The organism is Sphingomonas endophytica, from assembly GCF_001476895.1.
In the GTDB taxonomy this organism is placed as follows: Bacteria; Pseudomonadota; Alphaproteobacteria; order Sphingomonadales; family Sphingomonadaceae; genus Sphingomonas; species Sphingomonas endophytica_A.
In genome coordinates, this window is record NZ_LDTB01000070.1 from 1 (window position 1) to 22,167 (window position 22,167).

The window sequence follows — 22,167 nt, forward strand, 5'->3', positions numbered from 1 at the left end:
ACGTCCCTGCCGCGCGCCGCGATGCCCAGCCATCGCCATTGCGCGGCGCGCGGCAGGGACGTGGCCTCGGGCAGTGATTCGGGTGCGTCGGTGGCGTGCATTGTTCGGCCTGCAAACGATCGGGGTTTGAGCCGATAGGCGGGCTGCCTTACAGGATGCTGACACATGTTGCATCGCGGGAGGCGGTTTGCGGATTCTTCTGGTCGAGGACGACGAACCGCTGGCGGCGGCGCTGTCGTCGGCATTGCTCCAGCGCGGGCTGACCGTCGATCACGCCACCGACGTGGAAGGCGCCGAAGCATATCTGGCGGCGGTCGATCACGCCGTCGTGCTGCTCGATCTCGGGCTACCCGACGACGACGGGCTCACGCTGCTGCGCCGGCTGCGTTCCGGCGGGAACACCCGGCCGGTGCTGGTGCTGACCGCGCGCGGCAGCGTGGATGCGCGGATCCGCGGGCTGAACGGCGGCGCGGACGATTACATGGTCAAGCCGGTCGATCCGGACGAACTGCACGCGCGGATCCTGGCGGTGATGCGGCGGCAGGGTGGCTATCTGGGCGTCTCGCTGACCTGCGCCCGGCTGATCTTCGACGTCGAAAGCCGCACCGCGCGGGTCGGCGACACGCTGTTGTCGTTGTCGGCGCGCGAGACCGAGCTGCTGGAGATCCTGTTGCGCCGCGCGGGTAACGTCGTTCCGAAACGGGTGGTCGAGGACCAGTTGTTCGGTGCCGGGGGCGATCTCGGCTCCAACGCGGTCGAAGTCTACGTCCACCGCCTGCGTCGGCGTCTGGAGGACGCCGCGACCGGCGCGCGTATCGAGACGATTCGCGGCGTCGGCTACATGTTGCGCAGCGCGGCATGAGGCTGCGGCCGCCCCGGTCGCTGATCGGGCAGTTCGCGCTGCTGCATATCGCGACGGCGCTGCTGGCGGTGGCGGCGCTGCCGGTCGGGGTGTCGGTGCTGCTCCACCGCGTCGCGGGTCATTACCAGCGCGAGGTGTTGCGCCAGCAGGCCGGGCAGATCGAGGCCTTGCTGAAGGATCGCGATCCGGGGATCGCGATCGACACCGCCGACATGCTGGCGGGCGGCCTGACGCTGACGATCGTCGATGCCGCGCGCCACGTCGTCGCCGAGCGCGGGCCGCCGCGACCGGCGCTGATCGCGCGCGTGCCGCTCGACACCCGGCCGCGCGCGGCGCGCTGGCATCGGTTCGCGGCGATCAGCCGCCCGGTCGGTGCGCAGTGGATCGTCGTCTCGCAGGACGATGCCGCGCCCGAGGTCGTCACCGACGATATCGTGCGCACCTTCCTGCGCCGCTTCCTGTTGCTGGTCCTGCCGCTGATGCTGGTGGTCCCGCTGGTCGGGATCTGGCTGTCGCGGCGGCTGACGCTGCGGATGCGCGCCGTATCGACGATCGCGGCGGCGATCGGCCCGCGCACGCTGGACCGACGCCTTCCGCATCGCAGCCTTCCGCTGGAGATCGAGCCGCTCGCCAGCGCCACCAATGCGGCGCTCGACCGGCTCGAACAGGCGTTCACCGCGCAGGCGGCATTCGCGGCGGACATCGCGCACGAACTGCGCACCCCGCTGGCGGTGATCCGGCTGCGCGCCGACGGCATCGCGGAGCCGGTACTGCGCGACACGATGCTGGCCGCCGTGGATCGCGCCGCGCGGGTGATCGAACAATTGATGGGGCTCGCCGATCTCGAACGCCCCATGGAGGAAAGCTGCGCGCTGGTCGATCTGTCCGCACTGGCGGAGCAGGTCGTCGCCGATCGCGCGCCGATGATGTTGCGCGGCGGGCACGATATCGCCTTGCTCGACCAGAGGCCGGCTCCGCTGCACGGCTATGCCGGCGCGATCGCGCTGGCGCTCGAGAACCTGATCGACAATGCCGCGCGGCACACACCCGCCGGTACCGCGATCACGGTCGTGGCCGGGCCGGGCCCGCGATTGACGGTGTGCGACGATGGCCCGCCGCTCGACCCCGCCCAGATCGCGCGCATGACGCAGCGTTTCTGGCGCGCCGGGACCGGTGGCGACGGATCGGGGCTGGGCCTGTCGATCGTCGCGCGGGTCGCCGCTGCACATGGCGGCACGCTGCGGCTGGCGGCGGGTGAGGGGGGACGCGGGCTGGCGGCGACGCTGATGCTCGCGCCGCCGGGACCGGATCAGAACAGCAGCGTCGTCGAATAGACCAGCGCGCCGACCGCCGCCGACGCCGGGATGGTGATCACCCACGCCACCACCACGTCCTTCGCCACGCCCCAGCGCACCGCCGAGGTCCGTCGCGCGACCCCCGCGCCGATGATCGAGCCGGTGATCGTGTGCGTGGTCGACACCGGAATGCCGAGCGTCGAGGCGCTGAACACCACGATCGATCCCGCCAGCGAGGCGCTGAACCCCTGATGCTGCGACAGGCGCGTGATCCGCGATCCCATCGTCTCGATGATCCGCCAGCCGCCGGTCATCGTACCCAGCGCGATCGCGATATAGCAGCTGATCGCCACCCAGTGCGGCACCTCGAACGGCCCGGTCAGATAGCCGGTCGAATAGAGCAGCACCGTGATGATGCCCATCGTCTTCTGCGCGTCGTTCAGTCCATGGCTCAGCGAATAGGCCGCCGAGGACAACAGGTGCAGCGCGCGGAAGCTGCGCTCCGCCTGCGTCGCGGTCGAGCGGCGCAGTGCCCAGCTCGACAGCAGCATCACCGTCATCGCCAGGAACATGCCGATCATCGGCGACAGCACGATCGCCAGCAACGTCTTGTTGAGCCCGGCCCATTTCACGCCGGTCAGGCCGGCATGCGCGACCCCGGCGCCGACCAGGCCGCCGACCAGCGCATGGCTGCTCGATGACGGAATGCCCTTCAGCCAGGTGATGACGTTCCACGTCATCGCACCGCCCAGCGCGCCGAAGATCACGGCGGGCGTCACGACATCCTTGTCGATCAGGCCCTTGCCGATCGTCTCGGCGACCGCGTGCAGGCTGGGGATCGCCAGCGTCAGGAAATAGGCCGCGAAGTTGAAGAAGGCGGCGAACGCCACCGCCTGCACCGGCGACAGCAACCGCGTGGCGACGACCGTCGCGATCGAGTTGGCGGCGTCGTGCAATCCGTTGAGATAGTCGAAGGCCAGCGCGACCGCGATCAGCGCGATCAGCAGCGGAAGGGCGAGTTCGTGCATCTGGGCTGTCGCGCGTGCGTCAGGCGTGGTCGATGACGATGCCGTCGATCTCGTCGGCGACATCCTCGAACGCGTCGAGGATGCGCTCGAGATGCTTGTACACCTCACGCTCGACGACGAAGCGCAGCACATCGCTGTTCCCGTGTTGCTCCAGCGAGCGCCGCAGCCCGGCGGCGTGGAAATCGTCCGCCTTGCCCTCGATCCGGATCAGCTGCTCGGTCAGCTCGTGCAGGCGCGGGCCGTTGCGGCTGACGTCGCGCAGCAGCGGCATCGCCTCGACGGCCAGTTGCGCGGCCTCGACCGCGGCATCGGCCATCGCGCGCATCTCCGGCGCGAAATCGGTGATGCCGTACAGGTCGATCGCGGCGGCGGCGGCCTGCATCTCGTCGATCGTGTCGTCCAGCGCGCCGATCAGCGCGGTGATCGAGCCGCGATCGAACGGCGTCAGGAAGGTCGATCGCACGGCCTTCAGGACGTCGCGCGTGATCTCGTCGGCGTCATGTTCGCGCGCGATGACCTCGGCGATCCGCTGCGCATGATCGGGCGAATCGTCGAGCAGTCGCGCGGTCGCCTGCGCGCCGGCGAGCACGATCGCGGCATGTCCTTCGAACATCCCGAAGAAATTGCCCGTCTTCGGCAGCAGCCGCTGGAACCAAGCGAACATCGAACTCCATCCCGAACGAAATTGTAAAGTGCGGCGCGCCGAAGCACGAACGCGGCGCCACGCCAAGCGAAACCCGTGCCCGTGCAGTAAGACAATTGCGTGACTCGCGTGCTCGTTTACGCCACCGCATCCCCGATTGCCCGCCGCACCTCCCGGAACGGGACGGTTTTCAGCCAGGCGTCAGGCGAGCGCGTACCAGATCGGCGCGTCCCCGACCAGCGCCGCGGCATCGACGGAGTGACCCGAGGCGAACGTCACCCGCCCGCCGGTCGCGCGGCGCCCGTGCAGCGCCACCGCCACCCGCAAGGTCCGTCCGTCGTGATGCCGCTCGAATGCCAGCAGATGCGCCGCCTCCGGCCCGGTCACGATCGCCGGCGCGTAACCGCCCTGTGCGAACAGGTCCGGCTGGTCGCGCCGCAACCGCAACAGGTCCGCGATCAGCCGCGGCTTGGGCGGCGCATCCCCAGCCAGAAGCGCGCGGCGGCGGGCATAGTCGACCGCACGGCGATTGTCGGGGTCGACCAGCGACAGATCGGACAGCTCGGTCCCCTGATACAGGTCCGGCACCCCCGGCAGCGTGTAGCGCAGTAGCACCTGCACCAACGTGTTGGCCTCCGCGATCGGCGACAGCGCCGCCACGGTCCGTTCGATCAGCGCCACCGCCGCCGCATCACCGTGCAGCGCTTCGACCAGGGCCGAAGCTGCGCCTTCATATGCCTCGTCGGGCGCTTCCCACGACGACCGCACCTTCGCCTCACGCAGCGCCTTCTGCTGCCAGGCGACGATCCGCTCGACGAAATCCGCGCTCGCGCCATCCTCATCCCATGCGCCGACCAGCGTCTGGAACAGCATGTAGCGATCGGCGTCGTCCACCCCGCCATCGTCGCGGTCCAGCCACGCCATCGCCGCCGCCCGCCAGACGTCGGGCTGCGCGCTGATCGCCGCCAGCCGTGCGCGCGTATCCTCGCCACGCTTGTGGTCGTGGGTGGCGGTGGTCAGCATCGCGCGCGGCACGTCGCGCGCGCGCGCGGCCATCAAGGCGTGAAATTCCTCGGGCGTGTACGCCATCCGCTCGGCATCGAAGCCGACATCGTTGCGCGACAGCAGCCGGCCGTAGCGGTAGAAGCCGGTGTCCTCGACCGCCTTGGCGGCGATCGGCGCCGACAGTTGCTGGAACCGCCGCACCGCTTCCGCCGCCCCTGCCGGGCCGTCCCCCGCCAGCCATGCCAGCACCAGCTCGATCACGGCCGTCTCGCCGGGCGGGACCAGCTCCGCGACCCGTTGGCGCGCGAGCGCGCGGATCGCCGCATCGCTGTCGGGTGCGGCGGGGCCGTAGGTGCGATACACTGGGAAGACCCACAACAGGCGTTCGATCGCCCGGCGCAGCATCGCCGCCGTCACCCCGTCGGGCGCAACGGCGGCGAACGCGGCGACGCACGCGTCCAGCTGCCCACTGAACTGCCACGACAGCAGGTCCTGGCGCGCCTGAAATTCCTCGGGCTCGAACGACGCGCTGCGCCCGCTCACCTCTTCCCACAACGCCCCCAGCGGTTCCGCTCCCGCCGGATCGTGGAGCAAGGCCGTCACCTGCTCCATGAAATCATAGCCGCTGGTCCCGTCGACGCCCCAGCCGATCGGCTGCGTCTCGCCCGCGCCGACGATCTTCTCGATCACGATCCACGCGTCGTCGCCCAGCCGTGCGCGCAGACGCCGGGTGTAGCCGATCGGGTCGGTCAGCCCGTCGACGTGATCGACGCGCACGCCATCGATCAACCCTTCGTCATGCAGCCGGAAATACAGCGCATGCGTCTTCTCGAAGACCGCCGGATCCTCGATCCGCACGCCCGCGAGTTCGTTGATCGAGAAGAACCGCCGCCAGTTCAGCTCGTCGTTGGCGACCCGCCAGTACGCCAGCCGGTAATGCTGCCGCTCTAGCAGCTCGGCCAGCGGCGCGGTGTCCGCCTCCGCCTGATCCTCGTCGCGGAGCGGAAAGCGATGCTCGCCATAAGCGGCCACCACCCAGCGGTCGCCATCCCGCTCCACCGTCAGGTCGCCGTTCGCCAGCGCCTCCGACAGCGCGGTGCCCAGCACCGGCAACACGACCGGTACCCGCCAATCGATGTCGAACACGTCGGCATGGTCGCTGCCCTGTCCCCTGGCGAGCACGTCGGTCCACCATGCGTTCGCACCGCCGGCCACGCCCATGTGGTTGGGGACGATGTCGATCACCACCCCCATCCCGCGCGCCTTCAGCGCCGCGACCAGCGACCGGAACCCGGCCTCGCCGCCCAGTTCCGGGTTGATCGCGGTCGGATCGGTCATGTCGTAACCGTGCGTCGATCCCGGCGTCGCGGTCGTGATCGGTGAGGCATAGACATGGCTGATGCCCAGATCGTCGAGATACGGGACCAGCGCCTCGGCATCGGCGAAGGTGAAATCCTTGTGGAACTGGAAGCGATAGGTGGCGCGGGGTGTCATGCATGTCTCTCCGCGTTGAGCAGGGCAATACGGCGGGCGACCTCGCGCCGGGCGAGCAACGCCTCGGTCGGCGCGTCCATCCGCCGCCGCCAGTTGGGATGTTCGTCGACGGTGCCGGGCAAGTTGGGCTGTTCTTCCAGCCCCAGCAGATCCTCCAGCGGCACGATGGCGAGCGGGCAGGGCGCCCCGGCGACATGCGCGATGATCGCGTCGACCGGCGCGGCGGCGGGCGGCTCGCCCGCCTTGCCGAGCGCGTGCCACAGCGCTGTGCGCTCGCTGTCGCGGCGTGCGTGATCCGGCGTCCGCCCCAGCCGCTGCGCCCAGTCGAGGTCGCGGCCCTTCCACCAGCCGGCCACGGTCGGCGTGTCGTGCGTGCCGGTCATCGCCACCGCCGTTTCGTCCCAGTCGGCGGGCGGCACGAACCCGCCGTCCGCGTCGCGCTCGAAGGGCAGCACGCGCATCCCCAGCATGCAACGCTGTTTCAGCGTGTCGCGGAACCCCGGCGGCACGGTGCCCAGATCCTCGGCGATCACCAGCGCACCGGCGCGCTGCGCCTCGATCGCCACGATCCGCTTCAGATGCGTGCCGGGCATCGTCAGATACGCGCCCTGGTCCGCGCCGGCGCCGTCGGGGATCACCCACAAGCGTTCCAGCCCCAGCGCATGGTCGATCCGCACGCCCCCGGCATGGGCGAGCGCGGCCCGCAATGTCTCGATGAACGGCCGGAAGCCGGTGCGCTGGAGCGCGAAGGGATCCAGCGCGGTGATCCCCCAATTCTGCCCGTCCGGCCCCAGCGGATCGGGCGGCGCGCCGACCGTCAGCCCGGCCAGCAACTCGTCGCGCGCCCCCCAGCCATGGCTGCCGCCGGCGTCCATGCCGACCGCCAGATCGGCGATGATCCCGGTCGCCATCGTCTGCTTCGCTGCGCGCTGCGCCGCGGCCAGCCCGAGGTCGGTCAGCCATTGCAGAAAGGCGTAGAAGGCGACCTCGCGCTCCTGTTCGGCGGCGAAGCGGATCACCGCCTCGCTGGCGGGGTCGCGATATGCCACGGGCCAGTCCTGCCAGCCGCGCCCGCCGAGCTGCGCGTGCAGCGCGTCGAACCGCGCATGGGTTTCCAGCGCCGCGCCGCGCTGCCGCCGCCATGCCAGCGCCGCGCTGGTCGCGGCATCGCCCATCAGGTTGAAGGCGGCGCGCAATTGCGCCAGCCGCTCGCGCGCCGCCGGCTCCCATTCGATCAGCGCCCCGCCCCGCGCCGGGGGCAGCGGAACCCCGATCAGCGCCGGGTCCGCCAGCAGCACGTTGTGGAACAGCCGCGTCGATGGCGAATAGGGGCTGATGCGCGTCGGATCGGCGGGAAACAGCGCGTGCGTCGGGCTGATCGCCAGCGCCTGCGCACCCACCCGGCCAACGGCGGCGGCGGTTTCGGCCAGCGTGCCATTGTCCCCGAACGCCCGCTCGGCGGTGCCGCGCAGGCTGGGCAACTGCACCGCCACGCCCCAGCCAAGCGGCGGCAGCACGCACCGCCGCGGCGCCACCGCCAGCTGGAACTCGTGCACGCCGGAGTGCAGGCGATAATAACCCGTTTTCTCGATCGGCGGCAGCGTTCCGTCGGGCCGGATCGTCAGCGACAGCGTGCTGCCGTCCTCGTGCAGCAACTCCGCCGCGCCGCTCAGCCCCGGCGGCAGCGGGATGGCCCGCCCGGCGTCGCCCGACAGGAACGGCGTGTCGGGCGCACGGGGATCGAGGCGGGACAGGATCGCCTCCAGCACGTCATCCGCGACGCGCTGCGGCGTGCCTTCCGCATCCTCCCAGTCGCGCGTCAGCCCGGCGGCCTTCGCGCGCCTATCGAGATCGCTCACGCCTCGATCCACGCCATGAACCGCTTGCCTTCGACCAGTAACGGGTCCGCCGCGCCCGGCAGCGTCGCGGGCTCCTCGCCCAGGTCGATCGCGACGCCCAGCGTCGTCCCGTCGCCCAGCCGCCAGCGCGCCACCACGGCGGCGTCGCCGATCGCCTGCGCCCCGATCGCTTCCGTACCGGCCAGATGCGGGACGATCCGTTCACGCCGCAGCGTCAGCAACCCGGTGTAGAAGGCGCGCCACTCGGCGGCATCGTCACCGGGTACCGGCCGGGACGCCGTGAACGTCGCCTCCGCGTTCGGATCCGGGATACGCTGGCGCGCTTCCGGGTCCGCGAAGGCGTCGAACTTGGCGAACTCCTTGCGGCGCCCTTCGCGCACCGCGTCGGCCAGCTCGTCATGGAAATCGGTGAAGAACAGGAACGGCGACGCGCTGCCCTCTTCCTCCCCCATGAACAACAGCGGCACCTGCGGGCAGAGCAGCAGCAACGCCGTCGCGGCGCGCAGCCTGGCCTTGTCGGTCAGCGACACCAGCCGCTCGCCCAGCGCGCGATTGCCGACCTGATCGTGGTTCTGCAGGAACGCCACGAACCGTGTCGGCGGCAGGTGCGCGCTGGGCGTGCCCCGCGGCGTGCCGTCGTGATTCGCCGATCCCTCGCCCTGATAGATGAACCCCTCCGCCAGACAGCGCGCCAGCCGGTGCGCGGGAGCGTCGGCGAAGTCCTGATAATAGGCGCTCGTCTCGCCGGTCAGCAGGACGTGCAGGACGTTGTGGAAGTCGTCGTTCCATTGCGCGTCATAGCCGCCGGCCCGCAGCCGCCCCGCGTCGTTTTCCTCATTCTCCAGTACCAGATGGACGTGCCGATCGGGCAATGCCGCGCGGATGTCCGCCGCCATCGCGTCCAGGAACGCCGGGTTGCGGATCGCGTGCACCGCATCGAAGCGCAGTCCGTCGATCCGGTAATCGCGCAGCCACATCAGCGCATTGTCGATGAAGTATCGTGCCACGGCCGCGCGCTCCACCGCCACCGCGCCGCCCCATGGCGTATGAACCCCGGCATCGAAGAAGCCGGCTGCGTACACGCTGATATAATTTCCGTCCGGTCCGAAGTGATTGTACACCACGTCCAGGAACACGCTCAGCCCGTGGCCATGCGCCGCATCGACCAGCCGCCGCAGATCGGCGGGCGACCCGTAGCTTTCGTGCACCGCATAAGGCAGCACGCCGTCATAGCCCCAGCCGCGCGTGCCGCCGAACGCCGCGACCGGCATCAGTTCGATCGCGGTCACGCCGGTCGCGGCGATCGCGGGCAGTCGCTCGATCACCCCCGCGAAGCCGCCCAGCACCCCGGCATGGACCTCCAGCAGCACGGTCTCTTCCCACGCGCGCCCGCGCCACTCGGGATGCCGCCAGTCATGGTCGGTCGCGTGGACGACGCTCCACCCGTGCACGCCGCCCGATTGCGCGCGCGATGCGGGATCGGGCACCGCCTGATCGTCGATGCGGAACCGATAACGTGCGCCTGGACCCTCCGGGCGGTCGAGCGCGAACCAGCCGTCGTCCTGCGCGGCCATCGTGGCGGGTGCGGCGCCGTCGATCTCCAGCGTCACGGCCGCGGCATCCGGCGCCCACAGGCGAAACCGCGTGCCGCCGTCCGCCAGCGGCTGCGGGCCCCAGCCGCTCACGTCTCGTTGGTCCACGTCAGCAGCACCGCGCCCTGCGGCGCGACCTCGTAGCTGTCCGCGATCTCCACCTCACCCTGATCGGGCCTGGCGCTGTCGATCAGCACGATGCGCGTCGCATGCGGTGGCGGCAGGTGGAACGTCACCGGGTCGCCGGAGGCGTTGAGCAGCAGCGACACCGCCTCGACCGCGCCGTCCTCGGTCCGCGACGCGCGGCGCATCATCAGCGCGCGCCCTTCCGGGTTCTGCCAGTCCTCGGGCGACAGCTGCTCCCCGCGCTCGTCCCACCATTCGATGTCGTTGATGCCCTCGCCGGGCGAATCCTGACCGTAGAGGAAGGTCGGGCTGCGCAGCACCGGATAACGCCGCCGCAGTGCGGCCAGCCGGCCGGTGAAGTCGATCTGCGCCTGTCCCTCCGGGCTGGCGGCCGCCTCCCAGTCGAGCCAGCTGATCGCATTGTCCTGGCAATAGGCGTTGTTGTTGCCCTGCTGCGTCCGCCCGAATTCGTCGCCCGCGACCAGCATCGGCGTCCCCAGCGAGGTCATCAGCGTGGTCAGCATCGAACGCATCACGCGCCCGCGCGCATCGTTGACCGCCGGATCGTCGGTCGGCCCCTCGACACCCCAGTTGCAGGAGGCGTTGTGCGAATGGCCGTCGCGATTGTCCTCGCCGTTCGCCTCGTTGTGCCGTTCCTCGTACATGACCGTATCGGCCAGCGTGAAGCCATCATGCGCCGCCAGCAAATTGACGCTCGCCCATGGCCGTCGCGCGCGCCGGTCGAACAGGTCGCCGGACCCTGCCAGCCGCGCCGCCAGATCGGGCCGCTTGCCCGGCTCTCCGCGCCAGAACTCGCGCACCGTGTCGCGATATTTGTCGTTCCATTCCGCGAAGCCGGGCGGAAAGTTGCCGAGCTGATAGCCGCCCGGCCCGACGTCCCACGGCTCGGTGATCAGCTTCAGCCGCCCCAGCACCGGATCCTGCCGCAGCACGTCGAAGAACGCCGATCCCGGATCGAAGCCATGCTCCTCGCGCCCCAGCGTCAGCCCGAGGTCGAAGCGGAAGCCGTCGACCCCGAAGCTGGTCGCCCAGTAGCGCAGCGAGTCGGCGACCATCTGGATCACCCGCGCCTTGCTCATGTTCAGCGTGTTGCCGGTGCCGGTGTCGTTGATCGTGTAGCGGGGATTGTCCTTGACCAGCCGGTAATAGCTGGCGTTGTCCAGCCCGCGCCACGACAGCGTCGGGCCCTTCTCCGACCCCTCGCAGGTATGGTTGTAGACCACGTCGAGGATGACCTCGATCCCGGCCTTGTGCAGCCGGTGGACCGCGCGGCGCAGCTCGTCCTGATGCTCGGACGCCATATAGCTCTGCTCCGGCGCGAAGAAGCCGAGCGTGTTATATCCCCAATAGTTGCGCAGGCCCTTCTCCTGCAGGAAGCGATCCTGCGTGAAGCTGTGGATCGGCAACAGCTCGATCGCGGTCACGCCGGTGCGCTGCAGGTGCTTGATGACCGCCGGATGGCCGAGCGCGGCATAGGTGCCGCGTTCGCGCGCGGGCACCAGTTCCATCAGCTTGGTCAGCCCCTTGACGTGCGCCTCGTAGATCACCGTATCCGACCACGGCGTGTTCGGCCGCCGGTCGCGCGACCAGTCCCAGTGATCGTCGACCACCACCGCCTTGGGCATCGCCGGCGCGCTGTCGCGCTTGTCGAACGACAGGTCTTCCTTGCGGTGGCCGATGCGGTAGCCGTGCAGCGCGTCGGTCCACTTGATCTGCCCCTGGATGCGGCGCGCATAGGGATCGAGCAGCAATTTGTTCGGGTTGAAGCGATGCCCGGCCTCCGGCTCGTACCGTCCGTGCGCGCGCAGGCCATAGACCAGCCCCGGTCCGACATCGGGCAGATAGCCGTGCCACACCTCGTCGGTGCATTCGGGCAGCGGCAGCCGCTTCAGCTCGCGCTTGCCCGCGCTGTCGAAGACGCAGACGTCGATCGCGTCGGCGTTGGCCGAAAAGACTGCGAAATTGACGCCCTCTCCGTCGAACGTGGTGCCGAGCGGATAGGGCGATCCCGGCAACAGCCGGTCCGGCAAAGCGTGCAACGATATGCTCCCGTGGAAAGGAAGGGATGGGGCGCGTCAGGATAGGGTGGGGGCGGGACGGCGCCCGCGGATCATTCCGTCCGTTTGCGGCGCGTCGTCGGCTTTTTGGCCGGCGTGCTCTTGCCCGCGGCCGCCTTGGCGGCGGGAGGCGTGGGGGAAGGCGTCTCGCTGGCGCCGCCGTCGGACACGCTCGAGGCGTCGGCGGTCACGGGTGCGGACGCCGCGACCTCCGCCTGGCTCGACGGAGCGGGGGCGGGGGCCTCTTCGGCGGACGGTCCGTCGTGGCCGATGTCGCGTTCCGCCTGCTCCCAATGGTCGCGATCGCGGCCATGCGGCTCGCCTTCCTTCTGCCAGAGGCGGTAGGCGTGTTCGCGTACACGGGCGTTCCGGTCGTCGGCCATCGTCATTCCCCCTTTTGTCGTATCAGGCGACAAACTCGCGACGCGGCTATTCGTCGCATGGGGAAACAAGAATTTCGTACCGTCTGTCCCGGGTCAGGCGATCGGTCCGTCCAGCCAGCGCATCGCCTCGTCCAGGGTCGTGAACACCGCGTGCGTGGCGGGGTTCAGCCCGCGCCGCATCTGGAGCCTGGCGAGCGTCGAGGCGACCAGGATCGCGGCGCGTTCCGGCGGACGATACATCGCGGTGATCGTGGCATGGGTGTAATCGGCGACCGCCGGGTCCAGCACTCCGGCCTCACGCAGGTCGACCAGCGTCCGCGACGGGCGCGACATCCGCCGGGCCTGATGCAGCACCACCTCGAAATCGCTGAGATGCGCGACCGCATAGTCCATCGGCCAGAAGCCACGGCACGTCACGCGCAGGAAGTTGCCGGCGCGATCGTACGTGGTCGTCATGCCGTTGCCGGGGGGCAGCGTGATCCGTGGGCGGGCGGGTGCGCGATCGGTCAGGTACATGGGCATCGTCCTGCTGGCGGTGCAGTGAACGATAGCGGACGGTCGTTAAAAAGTGATGTGGTCCGTGTGCGCGCCACGGTGGCCCGCGTCGCATCCACGTGGTGGGTCCGCCGGGGCTCGAACCCGGGACCTCTCGATTAAAAGTCGCTTGCTCTACCGACTGAGCTACGGACCCTCACGTGGATCGGGGCGGGTTAGGGGCGGCACGCGCGCGGGTCAACCGGGCATGAAGCTGTCGCACCGTCAAACCCGTCGCCGGATCGCGCCAGCGCGGTGCGATCGCGCGCAGCGGCCCCAGCACGAACGCGCGGTCGCGGAACGCGGCATGGGGGACGGTCAGATCGGGTGCGCGCCACCGCCCGCCCGACCAGAGGACGATATCCAGATCGATCACCCGCGATCCCCAGCGTCGCCCCGCGCGACGTCCGAACGCACGCTCGATCCGCTTCAGCCGTGCCAGCAGGTCGGGCGGCGATTCGCCGCTTTCGATCAGCGCGGCGCTGTTGGCGAAGGTACGGATCGACGGCCCAAGCGGCGCACTGGCGATGATCGGCGCCGACACCCCCCCGAGCAGGCGCAGCGCCGCCGCCACTTCGGCGCGCGGGGCGCCATGCCGGCCGCGCCGATTCGATCCGACCGCGACAAGATAGATTGAACCCGCCATCCGCCAGCGCCTATCGCACGCGCATGATTTCCGCACCTCTTCCGCTCGCTCCCACCGAGCCGCCGTACGACTGCCCGCGCTGCCCGCGTCTGGTCGATCTTCGCCACGAGCTGCGCGCGCGGCATCCCGAATGGTGGAACGCGCCCGTTCCCGCCTTCGGCGATCCGCACGCATGGCTGGCGATCGTCGGGCTGGCCCCCGGCATGAAAGGCGCGAACCGCACCGGGCGCGCGTTCATCGGCGACGACGCGGGCAAGCTGCTGTACGCCACGCTCGCGAAATTCGGCCTGGCGACCGGCACCTTCACCGGCAGCCGCGAGGACGACATCGTGCTGGACGGCGCGATCATCCTTAACGCCGTCAAGTGCCTGCCGCCCGGCAACGCCCCCACCCCCGAGGAGGTACGGACCTGTCGAACGTTCCTGTCCGGACAGGCCGACGCGCTGCCGACCGCGCGCGTCTATGTCGCGCTGGGGCAGGTCGCGCATCAGTCGGTGGTCAAGGTGCTGGGCGGCAAGCTGCCCAAGGCGCGGTTCGCGCATGGCGCGGAGCACCGCGTCCCCGACGGCCGCGTGCTGCTCGATAGCTACCATTGCTCGCGCTACAACCAGAACACCGGGCGGCTGACGGCCGACATGTTCGAAAGTGTCTTCGCGCGGGCGCTCGAGCTGCGGCCGTAACCGCGATCTCCGCCGCAATGAGGTAAGCGTCACCCCGGCGCAGGCCGGGGTAAGTCTGTCCGCAAGCGCCTTCAGCCGCGGCTTGTGCGACGCCATGGATCCCGGCGTTCACCGCGATGACGGAAGAAGGGACGTCGAGGCAGGCCCGCCATCAAGGCGGACCGTCAGATATCCTGCACCAGTCGCCCGTACAGTTCGGGCCGCCGGTCGCGGAAGAATCCGAACGCGGCGCGGTGGCGCCGCACGCGATCGAGGTCGAGCGTAGCGACGATCACGCCTTCTTCCTCGCGATCCAGTTCCGCCAGGATGTCGCCACGCTCGTCGGTGATGAAGCTGGTGCCGTAGAAGGTCTGCCCATGTTCGCACCCGACGCGGTTGGCGGCGATCACCGGCACGACATTCGACACCGCATGGCCGACCATCGCGCGCCGCCACAGCCGCGCGGTGTCCAGCGACGTGTCGTGCGGCTCGCTGCCGATCGCGGTAGGATAGAAGAGGACTTCCGCACCCATCAGCATCATCGCGCGCGCCGTTTCCGGATACCATTGGTCCCAGCACACCCCGACGCCCAGCGTGGTGCGATGCCCGTTCGCGACCGGGCCGTCCCATACCTTGAAGCCGGTGTTGCCGGGGCGGAAATAGAATTTTTCCTCATAGCCCGGCCCATCGGGAATATGGCTCTTGCGATAGACGCCCTGGATCTCGCCGTCCGGACCGATCATCGCCAGCGAATTGTAATGATGCGGGCCGTCCAGTTCGAAGAAGCTGGTCGGAATATGGACCTTCAGCGCTTCGGCGAGCGCCTGCATCGCCAGCACTGCCTTGTGCTCACCGACCGGTGCGGCGTTGGCGAACAGCGCCTCGTCCTCGACACGGCAGAAATACTCGCCCTCGAACAGTTCGGGCGGCAGGATGACCTGCGCTCCGCGCGCATGGGCGTCGCGCACGGCTTCGGACACCTTGGCGATGTTCGCGTCGATATCGGCGGAAAAGGCGAGCTGCAGCGCGGCGACGGTGATCTCGGTCATGAAGGCGCCATAGGCGAACGGCGGGCACGATGCCAATCCGCTCTGCCAACTCGCTGATTCTGTGTCGAACAGGGACGGTGCGGTGCAGCAAAGTCGTTGCGATGGCCAAACGGATCGGCAAATGCTACGTGCATCAAGGAATAGGGGTAGACCGACACATGATTCGTTTCGCTCAGATCGCGATCGCGGCGACCGCGCTGATGGCGGCGATGCCGGCGCAGGCGGCCGACTTCCTGATCGACACGACCAAGGGTGCGTCCAGCGGCAACGTCAACGGCAACACGATCACCTATTCTGTGACGTCGACGGACGGCAAGTCGACCCTGAACGTCAAGGCGACCGGCTGGTCGCGCGGGTTCGACGGCAATTACACCGCCGGAAAGGTGGAGGCGTTCGATCCCTGGGGTCTGGGCGTGTACCAGGCGGGCCAGAACGAACAGAATCGCACCAACTTCCACCAGATCGACAATGCGGACGGCTGGGAGTTCGTGGTGCTGCAGTTCGACCAGTCGGTGTCGTTGCAATCGGCGGTGCTGACGCCGTTCCAGCTCGCGGGTCGCAACTATATCGACGACGACGCCTTCATCGCGCGCGGCAATGCCAGCTTCGCCTCCGCGATGTCGAACCTGACGCTGCGCAACCTCGAAGCGTCGCTGAACTACGATCCGAGCAAGCAGAGCGGCGACGCCTGGTTCAACAGCAACAGCAACAACGACGTGTCGGTCAAGCCGTATGGCGCGACGAACCAGATCAGCAACAGGCAGAACTATAACCTGTCGCCGGACAAGTCGGGGAATGTCTGGATCATCGGTGGTTCGTTCAACGGTCCGGACGGGTTCAACGACGCATTCAAGCTGAACCAGGTCAAGGTCAGCAGCGGCGTGCCCGAGCCGATGACCTGGATGACGATGATCCTCGGCTTCGGTGTCGTCGGCGCGGCGCTCCGCCGCCGCCGTGGTGCGGTCAAGGCGCAGCTCGCCTGACGTAGAATTCACGATTGCGTGCAGGGGCCGTCGGAGCGATCCGACGGCCCTTTTTCGTGTCAGTGCCGGGCGGATCGCCCCCCCCCCGGGCCCGATCTGGTTCCATGATGGCACGATCATTTGCGTCCCTCCGGACGCGTACCGGGCTGCGGTGCGCAATGTACGTGGGAAAAGCGTCGGCCTGCTCCCGAGCATGTTTGCCGCGGCGGAGGCGGCATACCTTCACGGGACGGTTCGGCAACGAACGCCGTTCCGTCCTGGGTGCGGCGCAATCCGATCCTGACAGGCCGGCGGGTGCGGGGCGCCGCGACGACGGCGCGTGGCGTCCCCACGTCCTGTCGCGGCGGCGGGCGCGACACCGCGCCACGATCGCATCCGTCGATCGCCGACGAATTGCCTGTCCTACATCGTCCAACATCGGTCAGCACGGGACGTGATGCCGATCCGTCGCCTTCCATCCGTCCGCCACCGCCCCCGCGCCGACTGCACGGGAGGGATTCCGATCGTGACGTGGTGTGAACTTTGTGAACTTCCGCGCGGGCTCAGCCGATCAGCAGCCCGGCCAGCGCCGCGCTCATTAGGTTGGCCAGGCTCCCCGCCGCCAGCGCGCGCAGGCCCAGCCGCGCGATCGTCGGGCGCTGATTGGGCGCGAGGCTGCCCGTCACCGCCATCTGGATCGCGATCGAACTGAAATTGGCGAACCCGCACAAGGCGAACGTCACCACCGCGATCGTGCGCGGCGACAGTTGCGCGGCCTGCTTGCCGAGATCGATGTAGGCCACGAACTCGTTCAGCACGATCTTCTCGCCGAACAGGCCGCCGGCGATCCCCGCCTCGTTCCACGGCACGTTGAGCAGGAACATGACCGGCTGGAAGATATAGCCCAGCAACCCCTGGAAGCTCAGCCCCGGCAGGCCGAACCACGCGCCGGCCGCGCCTAGCAGCCCGTTGGCCAGTGCGACCAGCGCCACGAATGCCAGCACCATCGCGCCGACCGCAACCGCCAGCTTCACGCCGGTCTGCGCGCCCTGCGCGGCGGCCATGATGAGGTTGGCGGGCTTCTCCTCGTCGTGGGTCGCCTCGGGCAGCGGTTCGCCCGGTGTGCCTTCGGGCAGCAGCGCGGCGGGGCCGCGCCCGCTGATCCGTGCCTCCGCCAGCTCGATCTGCCGCGCCTCGTCGGGCAGGTCGCCCAGCGGCAGCTCGCCCTCCGGCGGCGTCACGCGGTCGGGCATGATGATCTTGGCCATCAGGATCCCGCCCGGCGCGGCCATGAAACTGGCGGCGAGCAGATAGTCGATGCTGATCCCCATCGAGGCATAGGCGGCCAGGATCGTGCCCGCGACGCCCGCCATCCCGCTGGTCATCACCGTGAAGACCTGCGCCGAGGTCAGCCCCGCCAGATAGGGGCGGATCACCAGCGGCGACTCGCTCTGCCCGACGAAGATGTTGGCGGCCGCGCACAGGCTCTCGACCTTGCTGGTTCCGATGACCTTCTCGATCGCGCCGCCGATCCAGCGCACGACGAACTGCATCACCCCCAGATAGTAGAGGATCGACACGAGGCTAGCGAAGAAGATGATGACCGGCAGCGCGGCGATCGCGAAGCTTTGTCCGCCGACGGTCGGGCTGGCGAGGTTGCCGAACAGGAATTCGGTGCCCTTCTGCGAATAGCCGAGCAGCGCCGCGACCCCCGACGACGCCCCCGCCAGCGCGGCGCGGCCGGGCGTCCAGTACAGCACGATCACCGCGATGGTCGCCTGCAGCGCGAAGGCGCTGGCGACGATCCGCAACCGGATCGCGCGCCGGTCGGTCGACAGCAGCACCGCGAGCAGCAGGATGACGGCGATACCCGCCAGGCCGATGAGGATTCGATGCATGAGACTTCTTCGCTGCCGAAGGGACGCGCCATGACATGCCCGGTCGGGGATCGCCAGCCAAGAGTATCCGTCGGTCGGGCGGCCGGGCCTTTCCCCGAAGCGCCGCCGGCCTCGCGGCGGGAGCGCCATGGAATGCGGCGGCATGCGTCATCGCGTCGCCGCGCTCGCGATGACGCACACCTTGCCCGCCCCCACGCCCACCCGCTACACCGCCGCGATGGACGCTCCCGCTCATCGCTCGATCCCGCCCTCGTTGTTCGCATTCTCGATCTTCTACGGCGGGATGGTCTGCATTGCCGGGGTGCTGGGCAACAAGCAGGTGTCGCTGGGGCCGATCTCGCGGCTCGGGCCGCTGGTCGGGCTGCCGCCGCTGGCGGTGGAAGCGGGGATCTTCGCGTTCCTGCTGCTGGTCGTCACGTCCAGCGCGATCGCCGAACTGCACGGGCAGAAGGTCGCCGGGCGGCTCGTGCTGATCGGGTTCGTGCCGCTGCTGGTGTCGATGGCGCTGACGCTGATCGTGCTGGCCCTGCCCGCCGCGCCGGAGATGAGCCCCACGCACCTTGCCGCGTTCGATCAGATGATGGGCGCGACGCCCTGGATCTGGGCGGGCGGGATCGTCGCTTATGGCGTGTCGCAGACGCTGAACGTCACGATCTTCTCGTGGCTGAAGGGGCGGGAGGGCGGCCGCCTGTTGTGGTTCCGCGCCGCGACCGCCAGCGCGCTCAGCCAGATCGTCGATTCGGTGCTGTTCATCTCGATCGCCTTCGGGCTGTCGGCGGTCGGCTGGCTGATGGCCGGGCAGATGTTGGCGAAGGTCGTGCTGTCGATCGCGCTCGTGCCGCCGCTGATCTACGCGATGGTGGCGATCGGACGACGGCTCGACGCCTGACCTTCCCCCGCCGCGCCCGCGACGCTATGGCGCGGCGATGACCGATCCCAACCTGTCGCCCGCGCTGAAGGCCGAAACTTTGGTCGAGGCGCTGCCGTATCTGCAACGCTACGCCGGCAAGACCTTCGTCGTGAAATACGGCGGCCACGCGATGGGCGATCCGGAGGCGCAGGCCGATTTCGCCGAGGACGTGGTGCTGTTGAAGGCGGTCGGGATCAATCCGGTCGTCGTCCATGGCGGCGGGCCGCAGATCGGGCGGATGCTCAAGCGGCTGGGGGTCGAATCGCGCTTCGTCGATGGCTTGCGCGTCACCGATGCCGAAACCGCGCAGATTGCCGAAATGGTCCTGGCGGGATCGATCAACAAGGAGATCGTCAGTTGGATCGCCCGTGCCGGTGGCCGCGCGGTCGGCATTTCCGGCAAGGACGCCGGGCTGGTGCAGGCCGAGAAGGTCGGGCGCAACGATCCCGATCCGCTGCAGGGGATCGAGCGCAAGGTCGATCTGGGCTTCGTCGGCGAGCCGGTGGCCGTCGACCGTCGCATCATCGATTCGCTGAGCCGCGACGGCATCATCCCCGTCATCGCCCCGATCGGCATCGGTGCGGACGGTCACACCTATAACATCAACGCCGACACGATGGCCGGCGCGATCGCCGCCGCACTGGGGGCGTCGCGTTTCTTCCTGCTGACCGATGTGGCGGGCGTGCTCGACAAGCAGGGTCAACTGGTGACGGACCTCGATCCGGCGGCGGTCGCCGATCTGCGCGCCGACGGCACCATCACCGGCGGCATGATCCCGAAGCTGGAGACGTGCGTCGCCGCGGTCGAGGCGGGGGTGGATGCCGCCGTCGTGCTCGACGGACGGGTGCCGCATGCGATGCTGCTCGAAATCTTTACGAAGCGCGGTGCAGGCACGCTGATCCGCAAACAGCGGTAGCCTTTCGATCCGCCCGCCGGTGCTCTATATGACCGGCACACCTATTGGGAGACGCCCGGCGTGCTGACGCTCACCATCATCCAGATCCTGCAGGTGATCCTGAACCTCGTGTGGTGGATCATCATCGTTCAGTTCGTCCTGTCGCTGCTGATCTCCTTCAACGTCGTCAATACGTCGAACAACTTCGTGCGCTCGCTGTATGACGGGTTGGACCGGATGAGCGAGCCGCTCTACCGCCCACTGCGCCGCGTGCTGCCCAACACCGGCGGGATCGATTTCGCGCCCGCCATCGCCTTGCTGGTGCTGGCGATCCTGAACATCGTCCTGAACAACATCGCGGTCAGCGTCGCGACCGGCGGTACGATCTGAGCGCCTGGCGCGAGACGCCCGACGGCCTCGCGATCGCGGTGCGTGTAACGCCGCGTGGCGGTCGCGACGCGCTGCTACCCGGAACCGAAGAGCATCTCGTCGCCCGTTTGTCCGCCGCGCCGGTCGATGGCGCGGCGAATGCGGCGCTGGTGACGCTGGTGGCGAAGTATTTCGGCGTGGCGAAGCGTGATGTGACCTTGGTCGCCGGGCAGACCGCGCGGCTGAAGCGGCTGACGATTGCGGGGGATGCGCAGGTGCTGGCGCGCGCCGCCTCTTCGCTTTATGCGAGCGAGCCATGACTGCCCGCCTCATCGACGGCAAAGCCTTTGCCGCCACCCTGCGCGACCGTGTCGCGACCGCCGCCGCCGCTTTCGCCCGTGACGCGGGGCGCAAGCCCGGCCTTGCGGTCGTGCTGGTCGGTGAGGACCCGGCATCCTCGGTCTATGTCCGGTCGAAGGGCAAGGCCACGATCGCGGCGGGAATGGAGAGTTTCGAGCATCGCCTTTCCGCTGATGTCGGCGAAGCCGAACTGATCGCGCTGGTCGATCGCCTGAACGCCGACGATTCGGTCGACGGCATCCTGGTTCAGTTGCCGCTGCCCAGGCACATCGACGAGCGTGCGGTCATCACGCGCATCGACCCCGACAAGGATGTCGACGGCTTCCATCCGGTCAACGCCGGGCGGCTGGCGACCGGGCTGGAGGGTCTGGTGCCTTGCACCCCGCTCGGTTGCCTGATGCTGCTTCAGGATATCCACCCGCAGCTTGCCGGGCTGGAGGCGGTGGTGATCGGCCGCTCGAACATCGTCGGGAAGCCGATGGCGGCGCTGCTGCTCCAGCAGAGCTGCACTGTCACGACCGTGCACAGCCGGACCCGCGACGTGATGGGGCATGTGCGGCGGGCCGATATCGTCGTCGCGGCGGTCGGCATCCCCGGCTTCGTCCAGCCGGAATGGATCAAGCCCGGCGCGACCGTGATCGACGTCGGCATCAATCGCACCGACGCCGGGCTGGTCGGCGACGTCGATCCGGGTGCTGCGGAAGTGGCGGGCGCGATCACCCCCGTGCCGGGCGGCGTCGGGCCGATGACGATCGCGGTGCTGATGCGCAACACGGTCGTCGCCGCCGCGCGGCGCGCGGGCGTCGCGGTCGATCCGGCGTTGTAGATGCTCGAACTCTTCATCTCCTCGTTCATCACGCTGTTCGTCATTATCGACCCGCCCGGCTGCGCACCGATCTTCGCGGGGCTGACGGCGGGGGCGACCGCGGCACACCGCCGATCGATGGCGGTTCGCGCGGTCGTGGTCGCGGCGGGCATCCTGCTGGTCTTCGCGCTGGCGGGCGAGCCGCTGCTGCACGCGCTCGGCATCGAACTGGCCTCGTTCCGGATCGCGGGCGGCGTGATGCTGTTCCTGATCGCGCTGGAGATGGTGTTCGAAAAGCGCACTCAACGCCGCGAGGACCGCGCCGCCAAGATCACGGAGGAGGAGGCCGACGACGTGTCGATCTTCCCGATGGCGATGCCGATGATCGCCGGGCCGGGATCGATCGCGTCGGTGATGCTGCTGACCGCGCGCAGCCACGGCGTCGAGCAGACCGCCGTGGTGATGGCGGCGCTGGCGGCGAATCTGTCGCTGATGCTGCTGGCGCTGCTGGCGGCCGGGCCGCTGATGCGTGTGCTGGGGGCGAAGATCGAGGCGGTCATTACGCGACTGCTGGGCGTGCTGCTGGCGGCGTTGGCGGTGCAGTTCGTGATCGACGGGGTGATGGAGCAGTTGCGGTAGGGGACGTCTTCACTGTCCCGTAAGTCGGCCATCTCCGCCGACCCGCTTACTGCCGTCATTCCCGCGGAGGCGGGAA

The 22,167-nt window shown here is 69.0% G+C and carries 21 protein-coding genes and 1 tRNA gene; 10 read left to right on the forward strand and 12 right to left on the reverse strand.

Going from position 1 to position 22,167, the window contains the following annotated elements; translation table 11 throughout:
• The first annotated feature begins 187 nt into the window (after positions 1-187).
• Positions 188-862, forward strand: a complete 675-nt coding sequence (locus NS334_RS14625) for a response regulator (RefSeq protein WP_058756695.1) — start codon at positions 188-190, stop codon at positions 860-862.
• Positions 859-2,196 carry a sensor histidine kinase gene (locus NS334_RS14630; protein WP_058756696.1) on the forward strand — a complete coding sequence of 446 codons (1,338 nt, stop codon included), beginning with the start codon at positions 859-861 and terminating at the stop codon, positions 2,194-2,196. Before NS334_RS14625 ends, NS334_RS14630 begins: the two co-directional genes overlap by 4 nt.
• Here the strand turns inward: NS334_RS14630 and NS334_RS14635 are convergent.
• The 10 genes from NS334_RS14635 to folK form a co-directional block, all read right to left on the reverse strand.
• Positions 2,172-3,185 (reverse strand): inorganic phosphate transporter, encoded by a 1,014-nt coding sequence (locus NS334_RS14635; RefSeq protein ID WP_058756697.1) that lies wholly within the window; start codon positions 3,183-3,185, stop codon positions 2,172-2,174. The genes NS334_RS14630 and NS334_RS14635 overlap by 25 nt on opposite strands.
• 19 nt (positions 3,186-3,204) lie before the next feature.
• Complete coding sequence (locus tag NS334_RS14640; RefSeq protein ID WP_058756698.1) at positions 3,205-3,849, reverse strand: DUF47 domain-containing protein; 645 nt, start codon at positions 3,847-3,849, stop codon at positions 3,205-3,207.
• 180 nt (positions 3,850-4,029) lie between these two features.
• Positions 4,030-6,327, reverse strand: a complete 2,298-nt coding sequence (treY, locus tag NS334_RS14645; protein WP_058756699.1) for a malto-oligosyltrehalose synthase — start codon at positions 6,325-6,327, stop codon at positions 4,030-4,032.
• On the reverse strand, positions 6,324-8,186 hold the full coding sequence (malQ, locus tag NS334_RS14650) for a 4-alpha-glucanotransferase (RefSeq protein ID WP_058756700.1): 1,863 nt from the start codon (positions 8,184-8,186) through the stop codon (positions 6,324-6,326). Before malQ ends, treY begins: the two co-directional genes overlap by 4 nt.
• A complete protein-coding gene (gene treZ / locus NS334_RS14655; RefSeq protein WP_058756701.1) occupies positions 8,183-9,871 on the reverse strand; it encodes a malto-oligosyltrehalose trehalohydrolase in 1,689 nt (562 codons plus the stop codon). Before treZ ends, malQ begins: the two co-directional genes overlap by 4 nt.
• The gene (glgX, locus tag NS334_RS14660) at positions 9,868-11,964 is read right to left on the reverse strand and encodes a glycogen debranching protein GlgX (protein WP_241491971.1); all 2,097 of its coding nucleotides are present in this window, start codon (positions 11,962-11,964) and stop codon (positions 9,868-9,870) included. The genes treZ and glgX overlap by 4 nt, the downstream gene beginning before the upstream one ends.
• A 71-nt stretch (positions 11,965-12,035) precedes the next feature.
• On the reverse strand, positions 12,036-12,365 hold the full coding sequence (locus NS334_RS14665) for a DUF2934 domain-containing protein (protein ID WP_058756714.1): 330 nt from the start codon (positions 12,363-12,365) through the stop codon (positions 12,036-12,038).
• Positions 12,366-12,458: 93 nt separating this feature from the next.
• Positions 12,459-12,881, reverse strand: a complete 423-nt coding sequence (locus NS334_RS14670; RefSeq protein WP_058756703.1) for a hypothetical protein — start codon at positions 12,879-12,881, stop codon at positions 12,459-12,461.
• A gap of 99 nt (positions 12,882-12,980) precedes the next feature.
• Positions 12,981-13,056: transfer RNA gene (locus tag NS334_RS14675), tRNA-Lys, on the reverse strand.
• Complete coding sequence (gene folK, locus NS334_RS14680) at positions 13,057-13,545, reverse strand: 2-amino-4-hydroxy-6-hydroxymethyldihydropteridine diphosphokinase (RefSeq protein ID WP_058756704.1); 489 nt, start codon at positions 13,543-13,545, stop codon at positions 13,057-13,059. It lies immediately after the preceding tRNA gene.
• 23 nt (positions 13,546-13,568) lie between these two features.
• Between folK and NS334_RS14685 the strand changes: the two genes are divergently transcribed.
• On the forward strand, positions 13,569-14,225 hold the full coding sequence (locus NS334_RS14685; protein WP_058756705.1) for a uracil-DNA glycosylase: 657 nt from the start codon (positions 13,569-13,571) through the stop codon (positions 14,223-14,225).
• Between the two features lie 164 nt (positions 14,226-14,389).
• On the opposite strand, the gene aguB is transcribed toward NS334_RS14685, so the two are convergent.
• Complete coding sequence (gene aguB / locus NS334_RS14690) at positions 14,390-15,253, reverse strand: N-carbamoylputrescine amidase (RefSeq protein WP_058756706.1); 864 nt, start codon at positions 15,251-15,253, stop codon at positions 14,390-14,392.
• Positions 15,254-15,411: 158 nt separating this feature from the next.
• Between aguB and NS334_RS14695 the strand changes: the two genes are divergently transcribed.
• Positions 15,412-16,236 carry a PEPxxWA-CTERM sorting domain-containing protein gene (locus NS334_RS14695; protein WP_058756707.1) on the forward strand — a complete coding sequence of 275 codons (825 nt, stop codon included), beginning with the start codon at positions 15,412-15,414 and terminating at the stop codon, positions 16,234-16,236.
• A gap of 542 nt (positions 16,237-16,778) precedes the next feature.
• Here the strand turns inward: NS334_RS14695 and NS334_RS14700 are convergent.
• The gene (locus NS334_RS14700; RefSeq protein WP_058756708.1) at positions 16,779-18,113 is read right to left on the reverse strand and encodes a NupC/NupG family nucleoside CNT transporter; all 1,335 of its coding nucleotides are present in this window, start codon (positions 18,111-18,113) and stop codon (positions 16,779-16,781) included.
• A 217-nt stretch (positions 18,114-18,330) separates the two neighbouring features.
• Between NS334_RS14700 and NS334_RS14705 the strand changes: the two genes are divergently transcribed.
• The 6 genes from NS334_RS14705 to NS334_RS14730 are packed head-to-tail and all read left to right on the forward strand — an operon-like array spanning position 18,331 to position 22,091.
• Positions 18,331-19,002 (forward strand): queuosine precursor transporter, encoded by a 672-nt coding sequence (locus NS334_RS14705; RefSeq protein WP_058756715.1) that lies wholly within the window; start codon positions 18,331-18,333, stop codon positions 19,000-19,002.
• Between the two features lie 37 nt (positions 19,003-19,039).
• Positions 19,040-19,939 carry an acetylglutamate kinase gene (gene argB / locus NS334_RS14710; protein ID WP_058756709.1) on the forward strand — a complete coding sequence of 300 codons (900 nt, stop codon included), beginning with the start codon at positions 19,040-19,042 and terminating at the stop codon, positions 19,937-19,939.
• A gap of 60 nt (positions 19,940-19,999) precedes the next feature.
• Positions 20,000-20,308 carry a YggT family protein gene (locus NS334_RS14715; protein WP_058756710.1) on the forward strand — a complete coding sequence of 103 codons (309 nt, stop codon included), beginning with the start codon at positions 20,000-20,002 and terminating at the stop codon, positions 20,306-20,308.
• Between the two features lie 38 nt (positions 20,309-20,346).
• Positions 20,347-20,607, forward strand: a complete 261-nt coding sequence (locus NS334_RS14720) for a DUF167 domain-containing protein (protein WP_241491972.1) — start codon at positions 20,347-20,349, stop codon at positions 20,605-20,607.
• On the forward strand, positions 20,604-21,473 hold the full coding sequence (gene folD, locus NS334_RS14725) for a bifunctional methylenetetrahydrofolate dehydrogenase/methenyltetrahydrofolate cyclohydrolase FolD (RefSeq protein ID WP_058756712.1): 870 nt from the start codon (positions 20,604-20,606) through the stop codon (positions 21,471-21,473). The genes NS334_RS14720 and folD overlap by 4 nt, the downstream gene beginning before the upstream one ends.
• Positions 21,474-22,091, forward strand: coding sequence for a MarC family protein (locus NS334_RS14730; RefSeq protein WP_058756713.1), 618 nt, complete (start codon positions 21,474-21,476; stop codon positions 22,089-22,091).
• Positions 22,092-22,167: the final 76 nt, after the last annotated feature.